Genomic DNA, 9,128 nt, shown 5'->3' with positions numbered 1-9,128 from the left:
CGGCTTTTGATTGGTGAGGCTGATAATATCAGGCCTCGTTTGCCCAAGGAGAGCGACCACCGCGATCACACCATGTCATTCGCTGCAGGCGCATGAAATGCAAGCCAAAATAGAAAAGCGGTCACTCGAGATGGATGAATGAGGCCTCAGGAGGCGTCCCGTTCGAATATGGAGCATGCTTTCTTCACACCCCACAGAACACTCAGACGTTTTTATGTTTTGCAGGGGCTCTGCCTCGCCTTCACCGTTCGTGAAAAGAAGTTGGAGCAAGTACGCTCCAAGGCGATCGGCTTCAGTTAGCGTTCAGTGATTTGGACGACAACGATGAGTGTCCGCCCGAAACCAATTCATCTATGAACTTCGAAAACAACTCACCTTGAGATCGGATCTGCAGTTTTGAATAAACATTCCTTCGGTGGATACGCACAGTGCCGGGGGAAATTTCGAGGATGCGCCCCACAGCGTCTGCGGAATGACCTTTGAGCGTGTATTCGACGACCTGGCGTTCTCTTGGTGTCAGGGCACCCTGTCCGAAATTGGTAAAAGCAAGGGCCACGCTTTGATAAAGATCATCATCTGCTACCTCGCCTTCAACAGATCCAAACCGGTTGGCAAGATCGTCCCAGTGTCTTTTGCATGTCGCCTGCACAATGGGCCAAAACTCATTGAGTTGTCGGAAATCCTTGGCTGAAAAAGCCTTTTGCTCACGCATCACGGAAACAACCACACTGGCGGATTCAGGAAGCCGGATCACAAAGCCCATTTCTTCCGCAAGCCCGGTTCGGGCATAATAGCTGCGATAGTATTCGCCCTGAAAAAACCTGTCCGGTGCCAGATCGCGAATTCGATGCAGTCCGGGAACGAAATCGGTCTCGCAAACAAGATAAAATGGGTCAAGCAAGTATGGGCCTTCCTGATAGTCCTCAACAAAGACCTTGCGCTTATTTTTTGGGAAATCGTCATACAAATCCAAAGGGCGGGCTTGGCCAAAATATCCAAATACAACAGTGTAATCGAACGGGGTGATCTGCCTCAGCGTATCAGACAAGGTTTGTGCAAAGCTCTCTGAGCCGATAGCGTCAATGAGCGTGCCGGTTGCTTCGTACAAAGCTTTCATGATCCTCCTCCGCGCCCTGCTATTCAGATTGATATACTAAAAACATGGTATATACACTGAAACAAGTTTTTCTTACTGTTTTTCCAATATAGATAGTAGTCAACAAATCGGAAAAAGATAGAAATAAATGGAAAACGGGGGATATGTTGGCGAGGTTGAGCCAGCTGGCAAAAAACCGATCGCAGAACTGCGTGGAGTGACAAAGCGCTTTGGCGAAGTGTTGGCCGCCAGTGATTTGAACCTTTCGATTGCCGAGGGCGAGTTCCTTTCCTTTCTAGGCCCGTCCGGATGCGGCAAGACAACAGCTTTGAGGATGCTGGCAGGTTTCGAAACCCCCACCGAAGGGGATGTGTTGCTGGATGGAAAGGTGGTGAACACGCTCGAAGCGCACCACCGTCCGGTGAACATGGTGTTTCAGCAATATGCATTGTTCCCACATATGACCGTGGCGCAAAATATCGGGTACGGGTTACGCCAGATCCGCCCGCGCATACCAAAGGCAGAGATTTCGGAACGGGTGAGCAAAGCCCTTGATGTGGTGCAACTGGCAGGCTTTGAGGATCGCAAGATCTGGGAGATGTCAGGCGGCCAGCAACAGCGCGTGGCCCTGGCCCGCGCTATCATCAATGAGCCCAAACTCCTGTTGCTGGACGAACCCATGGCCGCGCTTGATCGCAAGTTGCGTAAGGAGATGCAGATCGAACTGCAGGATCTGCAACGCCAGTTGGGTATCACCTTTGTACTGGTGACACACGACCAGGAAGAGGCACTATCGATGAGCGATCGCATTTGCATCATGCGGGACGGCAGAATTGTGCAGATCGGTAGCCCGCAAGAGTTGTATGATCGCCCAAATTCTCGCTATGTCGCTGATTTTGTAGGCACGTCCAACTTCTTTAATGGCAAACTTCAGCGTTCGACGGACGGCTTGTCTGAGGTGCTTCTGGACAATGGAATGCGGATACAGGGCATGCCCGGTGATGGTCTTGTCGACGGGCAGGAGGTGTGCGTTAGCGTGCGCCCTGAACAAATGAAACTGCGCCGTCAGGGCAAAGGTCTTGAGGTCGAAGTCCACAACCGAATTTTTCTTGGCGAACACACTGAATACCTGGTGACGCACGAAACCCTTGGTGACTTCCTCGTACTCGCTCCGCGTCAGGCGGACCTTAGCGAAGGTGCTTTTGCCGTCCGCGACAAAGCCCTGGTCTCGTGGGAGACATCGGCGGCGCTCATTCTCGACCGAAATTAACGACGTCCACAACAACCATGCAAAAGGGAGTAAAGAAAATGACAAAGACCATCGACCATATCTCCAAGAAGGAGTTCATGGAGAAGCTGGAAAGCTACCGGAAAGGCTCAATCACGCGGCGCCATTTCCTGAATGTAACCGGCCTTGGTGCGGCAGCGGCTGTGATGGGGGCCTCGGTGCCCGGTTTGCGCCCACAACCTGCATATGCTGGCGATATTGGTGATCGCGTGGTTCTGGCTACATGGCCGAACTATCATGATCTGGCCAACTTTGACGCCTTTACTGAGGCGACCGGCGCACATGTGCAGGTCAACGTCTTTGGCTCGAACGAAGAAATGCTAGCCAAGTTGCAGGCCGGTGCCACCGGTTGGGATGTCTATGTGCCCACCAACTACACGTTTGAAGATTACGTCAAAGAGGATCTGATCGAACCGTTGGATACGTCGATGTTGCCGAACTATGATGCGTCGGCCTTTGATGCGCGCTACGCCGAGGCAGGTTCAGTCAACGGTAAGCTCTATGGTGTTCCCAAGAACTGGGGATCGACCGGCATGGCCGTCAACACTAAGCACAATGGTGGAAATGCGATTTCATCATGGCGAGAGTTCTTTGATATCACCATGGGCAAGTTCTCGGGTCGTACCATCGTGCACGACTATCAGCTGACCACGATTGGCAGCGCCCTGAACGCCTTTGGCTATTCGTTCAATTCGGTTGACGAGAAAGAGCTGGCCGATGCCGAGAAACTGCTGATTGACGTGAAGCCACATCTGTTTGCCATTACGTCGGACTATCAGCCGGGTATGCGTAATGGGGATGCCTGGTTGACCATCTGCTGGTCCGGCGACGGCAAGCAGCTGAACACCGACATACCCGAGATCGCCTATGTGCTTGGCAAAGAGGGCGGCGAAATCTGGAGCGATTACTGGGCGATCCCCAAAAGCTCCGAGCGCAAGGCAGCGGCCTATGCGTTGATCAACTTCATGCTGGATCCGAATGTTAACGTCAAAGAAGTGCTGGCGCACGGCTATCCGACGGCAGATTCCCGAACATATGATCAACTGCCCGAAGAGTTGAAGAATGATCCGATCATCTTCCCGGCTCAGGAGCTTTTGAGCCCACTGGAATTCGGGGCCGCAGTCACTCTGACCGATCCGAACCGCGCCGAGCTGATGGCTCGGTTCAAGTCGGCCTGATCTGAACTAAGGTGAAGACAACATGACGAATAGAACACGCAACTGGTTGTTGTTGGCACCTGCGGGAACTTGGTTCCTCGTGATGTTGATCATTCCGTTAACAGTTGTCTTCATCTTTAGCTTTGGAGAGCGAGCCTCGTCAGGTGGCGTTGAGCTCGCTCTCACTTTGGAACAATACACCAACCTTCCTGCACGCTGGGCAGCGTTCAAAAATACGATGACGTTGGCGCCGTTAGGAACCATGGCGGCGCTGCTTATCGCCTATCCCCTGGCTTACTTTCTCGCTGTCAAAACGACTCCGAGGTGGAAAACCATCCTGTTGGTTCTGGTGATCGTGCCATTCTGGACGTCGATCCTGATCCGCAGTTACGCTTGGATTTTCCTGCTGGGTGGACGCGGGATACCTGCCTTGTTCGAATGGGTCGGAATTGAGGGACTACGCCTAATCAACACGCCGTTTGCGGTGCTGGTTGGGATTATCTATGGGTATCTACCGCTGATGGTGTTCCCAATCTATGTCAGCCTCGACAAACTCGACAAACGCCTGCTCGAGGCGTCGTCTGATCTGGGCGCAAAGCCGTGGAAGACCTTTCTTCAGATCACGCTCCCGCTTTCGGTGCCCGGCATTGCGACTGGTTGCATGCTCGTCTTTATCCTGTTGATGGGCGAATACCTGATCCCGGCTCTGCTGGGCGGTGGCAAAGTGTTCTTTGTTGGCAATGCACTGGTCGACCTGTTCCTGCAGTCACGCAACTGGGCCTATGGGTCGGCGGTTGCTGTCACCCTTGTGGTCGTCATGCTGATTACCGTCACGATCTACATGCGGCTGATTAGCCGCCTCGGCGCAAGCCGTGAAGACGTATCGATTATGTGAGGCTATGCGATGAGACTGTATGCAATCTGCGTTTACCTTTTTCTCTACATTCCTATCGGTGTCATCGCCCTGTTCAGCTTTAACGCCGGTCGACACGCGAGCCAGCTTCAGGGGTTCTCAACCAAATGGTATGGCAAGGCGCTGTCCAATCCGTTCGTGATGGACGCGCTGGAAACCAGCCTGATCGTGGCATTTTGTTCGGCGCTGTTTGCCAGCGTCTTTGGCACCATGGCCGCCGTCGCCCTGCAGGGCATTCGTGGTCCCGTGCGAGCTACCTTTGATCTGCTGATCTATGTTGCGGTGATGATCCCCGGCATTGTAATTGGGATCGCCACTTTGATCGGGCTGGTCACCGTATTTGACCAACTGAACCCGCTGATTGCGGCGATTTGGCCGGACGGGTTCAAGCCGCCAAAGCTGCGCATGGGCATCGGCTCGCTGATCGCCGCCCACACGATGTTCCTGATGGCGCTTGTGGTAATTATCGTACGGGCACGGCTCGCGGGGATGGATCGCGCGCTGACCGAGGCCTCTTCGGATCTCTACGCCACGCCGATGGGAACGTTCCGACAGGTGACATTGCCGATGATCTTTCCGGCCATCCTGGCGGGTTTTTTGCTGAGCTTCACCTTTAGCTTCGACGACTTCATCATCGCGTTCTTTGTGGCGGGCTCAGAAACGACGCTGCCGATCTATGTGTTCTCATCCATCCGACGCGGTGTGACACCTGAAATCAACGCGATTGGAACGATGGTGATGGGCGTGTCTCTGTTACTGCTGATTACCGCCCAGTTGTTGCTGCAACGCGGAGGTAAAAAGTCCCGATGACCCTTGCAGAAAAATCTCTTAAGGCCCGACCTTTTCCGATACTCGGCGGCAAGGTTGTTCTGGTGACAGGCGCCGGATCAGGAATTGGCCGGGCAGGGGCAATGGCCATGGCCCGTCATGGCGCCAAAGTTATTGTGACAGATCTGGACGCCGACAAGGCTGCGCATGTGGTCGAAGACTTACATGGCGAGGGGCTGGTGGCGGCCTCGAGAGGGCTAGATGTCACCGACGATCAGGCAGTCAAAGCCGAGGTCGACAGAGTCGTCAAAGCTTACGGGCGCCTTGATGTCCTGCACTCTCACGCTGGCTATCAGGTTGAAGGCAACCTTGAGCAGGTGCCCGTTGAAGGTTTGGACATGTCCTGGCGATTGAACGTGCGGTCGCATTTTATCGCGGCTCGCGCTGCGGTGGGTCCCATGCGCGAGCAGGGAGGTGGCAGTGTAATCATCACTTCGTCAAACTCGGGTGTGCAATACGACCGCGAAATGATTGCCTATGCCACTACCAAGCATGCAGTGGTCGCCATGACCCGTCAGATGGCCGCAGATTATGCCAAACACAATGTTCGTTTTAACGCCCTGTGTCCGGGTTTTATCGACACGCCGTTTAACGCCGGTTTCGAAGTGCAAATGGGCGGGCGCGAAAAGCTAGAAAACTACGTGTCTGAAACCATTCCGATGGGACGCTGGGGCACGACCGAAGAAATGGCCGATTCAATCCTGTTTCTGGCCTCCGACATGTCCACCTTTATGACGGGCCATGCGCTGGTCATCGATGGCGGAGAATGCATCTGAACTTCTGTACGGAGCACCAATATGACCAATAGCCTCAAGACACCCAATGGCCGCCTCGCGGGAAAAGTTGCCGTGATTACAGGGGGAGCCACTGGAATGGGGCGGGCCACCGCGCTGATGTTTGCCGAAGAAGGTGCCAAGGTCAGCATCTTTGATATCAAGAATGAAGAGGGTCGGAAAACAGTCGACATGATCCGCGACACAGGTGGTGAGGCGGCATTTTTTCATGCTGATGTCACCAAGGACGCCGAGATCAATGCTGCCTTTGACGCTGCCCTTGAAGCCTTTGGACCCTATAATGTCCTGTTCAATCACGCAGGAACCATCATCGTCAAAGCGATGCATGAAACCAGCGAAGAAGAATATGACTGGTTGATGGATGTAAACGTGAAATCGGCCTTTCTGACCTGCCGTCGTGCGGTTCAGGACATGAGCGCAAATGGCGGCGGCTCAATCGTGATTACTTCGTCTATTGCGGCTGAACTGGGCTATGCGTTGGAGTCAGTCTACTGCATGTCAAAAGGCGCGGTTCTTCAACTGGCGCGCACGATCTCAACCGAATATCGCGATGCGGGCATCCGGTGTAACGCGGTCTGCCCTGGGTTTGTTGAAACGGCGCATGGCCTCAAGGAAATAGCAGAGTTGGACGCCGCCGGACAGGAATGGGAAGACTCTGGGATGGCGGCAACGCAGGGACGCATTTGCTATCCAGAGGAAGTGGCCGCGGCGGTGGTTTTTCTTGCATCTGATGAGGCCAGCTTTGTGAATGGCAATGCAACCTATGTTGACAACGGCTGGTACGCAAAAGGTTAAATGCCAAGCGAATAGGACAATCATGACCATCGGACTTTGAGTTGCACGATCACTTTGGCGGCGCAGCGAATGGCTGGATCGGTGGAGCCGCAATGCGGCGAGAACTTTCACGACGAATGACTGCAATGGGCCGGATGCGGCTTCTGGAGCATTTCAGCCGAAGGTCGGGAAAGTCCGCGATCCAGACCTCCACTAATCTTGTAACTGTGCACTTGCAGCGAATGTCGGCTCTGACGGGCCGCAACGCGGCGGCGATGCCCGTCAGTGAATGGCAGCAATGGGCCGAGATTTCCCAACGCGGGATGCGAAGCCAAAATGAAACTTCGCTGGTGGCTGACAACCTATCTAACCGCAAAGTTTCGGAGAACCTGCGCTCCTGATTTCCCGGCCATAGAACATGTGACGGACCCCGACCCAGAAAGCCGCGGCTTCACACATGGGACATGGCCTGGAAGATGAGTACATGACCGCTCTGCTCAAATCTCGGTTTTTGAGACGGCGCGCCGCGTCCCTGATTGCGGCCACTTCAGCGTGACCCGTGGGGTCTTGATCCAAGATGACCCTGCTCCATGATTGGCCAATGATAACGTTGTCGCGCACCACAACTGCGCCATACCCCTGATCTCCATGGTCAATTGCATACTGACGCATCTCGAAAGCGCGCTCCATGAATGTGGCATCGTTGGGATCACTTGGTTGAGGTATCGCGTTGTCCGCTCTCGTGGAAGTTTGACCCGCGACGGAGCTGCTCATTCCAACCGTCAGTGCGCTAAAACCTGACACAGCAAGAAAGCCACGCCGCGTGAAAACGAGTGCACTGTGGCAGTCCTGTTTACTTTTTTCGATCTTGTTCATTTTGTGGTTATCCGTGAGATGTATTCATCCTTATCACCACCCTACCACGAGAAGACCTTGATCTGAGGTCGGTCATATCCAAGCTGCCATTGGCGCATTTCAAGTGAAACTCACCACTTCAGCCTGCTGGATTAGTCTCAATCCCTTTTTCTTAACCGCTCTACCATCTCAGCAAACCCGCGTAGTTCGGCGTGTTCGAGTGGCGTAGTTCCGTTACGATCGGCAAGCGATCGGTCAGCACCTGCCGCCAACAACGCATCCAGAACCGCAAGATGATCCGGGCCGCCGTCACCAAGCACAACGGCTTCGATAACTGCTGTCCAGTTCAGATTGTTCACATGGTCCAGAGGCGCGCCAGCGGCGATCAGCCGTCGGACAATCTCGACATGCCCGAGATGCGCGGCCGCTATCAGCGCCGTTCCTTCATAAGGGCTGGTCGTCAGGCCCGGATCATTGCCTAACTCGATTGCGAGCGTCATCAATTCTGGATCATTTGCAACGGCCGCAATCGTGACCACGTCGTAGTCCTGACCTTCTAGCGCGTTCATGTCAGCACTGGCCTCGGCTAGCGCGCGCAACGCCTCGTCCTCTGAAGCAAAGGCTGCCACATGGGCTGGCGTGCGGCCTCGCGAGTCCCGCGCGTTGACGTTTGCCCCCGCCGCAACGAGCTGCCGGATCATTTCTTCGTTGCCGGTGTGAGCGGCTGCGAAGAGACCGTCGTAATGCGAGACCTCACCAACCGAAGGCGGCGTCTGCGCCATACTCGCGTTGGCGGCAAGACCTATCACAAACGTAAATAGCAAAAGACGAAGCATGGCCAATCCTTATTCTTACACATTGGTCAGGAGGGTGCGATAATAATAGCGGATTTATTCGATGCCAGCTCCATTCAGGGTCAGAATCCTTTCCGAAGAATTGATCTTGTAATGTCATTGGACAGAAGAGCGGCGCCAATGGATAATCGGGCTATGGAGCAGACAGACACCACACCTGTCCACCTCATACACGTGGACCCGGACGTCAACATGGCGCGGTTTTATGGAATTGAATTGCAGCCGACACTGTTTGGGGAAGTTTCTGTGTTTCGTACCTGGGGGCGCATTGGCACAAATGGGCAAGCCATGATGGTGACATATGATGACGAAGCCGAGGCTGCCGACGCGCTCCAAAACCTCGAAAAGCAAAAGCGCCGTCGAGGGTATGTTCCAGTCGGTGAGTGACTTCGCATTAGCAAATCCCGAACCTGTCGGCTCGTGACCGGGCTCTAGGTTTCAGCCGACATATCGGCTTCCACCCAGAACACCCCAGCATGATCTCCCTGAGCCGGTTGTGTTGCGAAGTTTTGGTTGGATTACAATATCGCGCTGCGGCAGTGGGTTTAAGAGGCGAGCTCAGCGAACTG

General features: G+C 54.3%; 11 protein-coding genes. 8 read left to right on the top strand and 3 right to left on the bottom strand.

The genetic code is table 11. The features are described from left to right. Positions 1-292 precede the first annotated feature (292 nt). Positions 293-1,117, bottom strand: a complete 825-nt coding sequence (locus AC2FFP_RS23165) for a helix-turn-helix transcriptional regulator (protein ID WP_282169971.1) — start codon at positions 1,115-1,117, stop codon at positions 293-295. A gap of 127 nt (positions 1,118-1,244) precedes the next feature. Here AC2FFP_RS23165 and AC2FFP_RS23160 point away from each other — a divergent pair, with 127 nt between their 5' ends. The 7 genes from AC2FFP_RS23160 (at position 1,245) to AC2FFP_RS23130 (ending at position 7,251) form a co-directional block, all read left to right on the top strand. Further along, positions 1,245-2,366, top strand: coding sequence for an ABC transporter ATP-binding protein (locus AC2FFP_RS23160; RefSeq protein WP_058277029.1), 1,122 nt, complete (start codon positions 1,245-1,247; stop codon positions 2,364-2,366). 38 nt (positions 2,367-2,404) lie between these two features. Beyond that, on the top strand, positions 2,405-3,562 hold the full coding sequence (locus AC2FFP_RS23155) for an ABC transporter substrate-binding protein (protein WP_058277121.1): 1,158 nt from the start codon (positions 2,405-2,407) through the stop codon (positions 3,560-3,562). A 22-nt stretch (positions 3,563-3,584) separates the two neighbouring features. Then, positions 3,585-4,436 (top strand): ABC transporter permease, encoded by an 852-nt coding sequence (locus AC2FFP_RS23150; protein WP_282169970.1) that lies wholly within the window; start codon positions 3,585-3,587, stop codon positions 4,434-4,436. Positions 4,437-4,445: 9 nt separating this feature from the next. Further along, a complete protein-coding gene (locus AC2FFP_RS23145) occupies positions 4,446-5,264 on the top strand; it encodes an ABC transporter permease (RefSeq protein ID WP_282169969.1) in 819 nt (272 codons plus the stop codon). Then, a complete protein-coding gene (locus AC2FFP_RS23140; protein WP_058277032.1) occupies positions 5,261-6,058 on the top strand; it encodes an SDR family NAD(P)-dependent oxidoreductase in 798 nt (265 codons plus the stop codon). Before AC2FFP_RS23145 ends, AC2FFP_RS23140 begins: the two co-directional genes overlap by 4 nt. Before the next feature lie 21 nt (positions 6,059-6,079). Further along, positions 6,080-6,871: an SDR family NAD(P)-dependent oxidoreductase gene (locus tag AC2FFP_RS23135; RefSeq protein ID WP_058277033.1), complete on the top strand. Its 792-nt coding sequence runs from the start codon at positions 6,080-6,082 to the stop codon at positions 6,869-6,871. 92 nt (positions 6,872-6,963) lie between these two features. Then, positions 6,964-7,251, top strand: a complete 288-nt coding sequence (locus AC2FFP_RS23130; protein ID WP_496881565.1) for a hypothetical protein — start codon at positions 6,964-6,966, stop codon at positions 7,249-7,251. On the opposite strand, the gene AC2FFP_RS23125 is transcribed toward AC2FFP_RS23130, so the two are convergent. Both AC2FFP_RS23125 and AC2FFP_RS23120 read right to left on the bottom strand, forming a co-directional pair. Further along, on the bottom strand, positions 7,217-7,624 hold the full coding sequence (locus tag AC2FFP_RS23125) for a nucleoside deaminase (RefSeq protein ID WP_496881564.1): 408 nt from the start codon (positions 7,622-7,624) through the stop codon (positions 7,217-7,219). The genes AC2FFP_RS23130 and AC2FFP_RS23125 overlap by 35 nt on opposite strands. 239 nt (positions 7,625-7,863) lie before the next feature. Further along, the gene (locus AC2FFP_RS23120) at positions 7,864-8,541 is read right to left on the bottom strand and encodes an ankyrin repeat domain-containing protein (protein ID WP_496770885.1); all 678 of its coding nucleotides are present in this window, start codon (positions 8,539-8,541) and stop codon (positions 7,864-7,866) included. Positions 8,542-8,679: 138 nt separating this feature from the next. Between AC2FFP_RS23120 and AC2FFP_RS23115 the strand changes: the two genes are divergently transcribed. Continuing rightward, positions 8,680-8,946, top strand: a complete 267-nt coding sequence (locus AC2FFP_RS23115) for a WGR domain-containing protein (protein WP_496737934.1) — start codon at positions 8,680-8,682, stop codon at positions 8,944-8,946. Positions 8,947-9,128: the final 182 nt, after the last annotated feature.

The organism is Ruegeria sp. YTSC004 (assembly GCF_059609805.1).
Note: the sequence above shows the minus strand (reverse complement) of the source record. Positions and strands in the feature narration are given on the sequence as shown.

Coding starts and splice junctions, on each gene's coding strand:
- AC2FFP_RS23165 (WP_282169971.1), bottom strand. CDS start 1,117: ATGAAAGCTTTGTACGAAGCAACCGGCACGCTCATTGACGCTATCGGC.
- AC2FFP_RS23160 (WP_058277029.1), top strand. CDS start 1,245: ATGGAAAACGGGGGATATGTTGGCGAGGTTGAGCCAGCTGGCAAAAAA.
- AC2FFP_RS23155 (WP_058277121.1), top strand. CDS start 2,405: ATGACAAAGACCATCGACCATATCTCCAAGAAGGAGTTCATGGAGAAG.
- AC2FFP_RS23150 (WP_282169970.1), top strand. CDS start 3,585: ATGACGAATAGAACACGCAACTGGTTGTTGTTGGCACCTGCGGGAACT.
- AC2FFP_RS23145 (WP_282169969.1), top strand. CDS start 4,446: ATGAGACTGTATGCAATCTGCGTTTACCTTTTTCTCTACATTCCTATC.
- AC2FFP_RS23140 (WP_058277032.1), top strand. CDS start 5,261: ATGACCCTTGCAGAAAAATCTCTTAAGGCCCGACCTTTTCCGATACTC.
- AC2FFP_RS23135 (WP_058277033.1), top strand. CDS start 6,080: ATGACCAATAGCCTCAAGACACCCAATGGCCGCCTCGCGGGAAAAGTT.
- AC2FFP_RS23130 (WP_496881565.1), top strand. CDS start 6,964: ATGCGGCGAGAACTTTCACGACGAATGACTGCAATGGGCCGGATGCGG.
- AC2FFP_RS23125 (WP_496881564.1), bottom strand. CDS start 7,624: ATGAGCAGCTCCGTCGCGGGTCAAACTTCCACGAGAGCGGACAACGCG.
- AC2FFP_RS23120 (WP_496770885.1), bottom strand. CDS start 8,541: ATGCTTCGTCTTTTGCTATTTACGTTTGTGATAGGTCTTGCCGCCAAC.
- AC2FFP_RS23115 (WP_496737934.1), top strand. CDS start 8,680: ATGGATAATCGGGCTATGGAGCAGACAGACACCACACCTGTCCACCTC.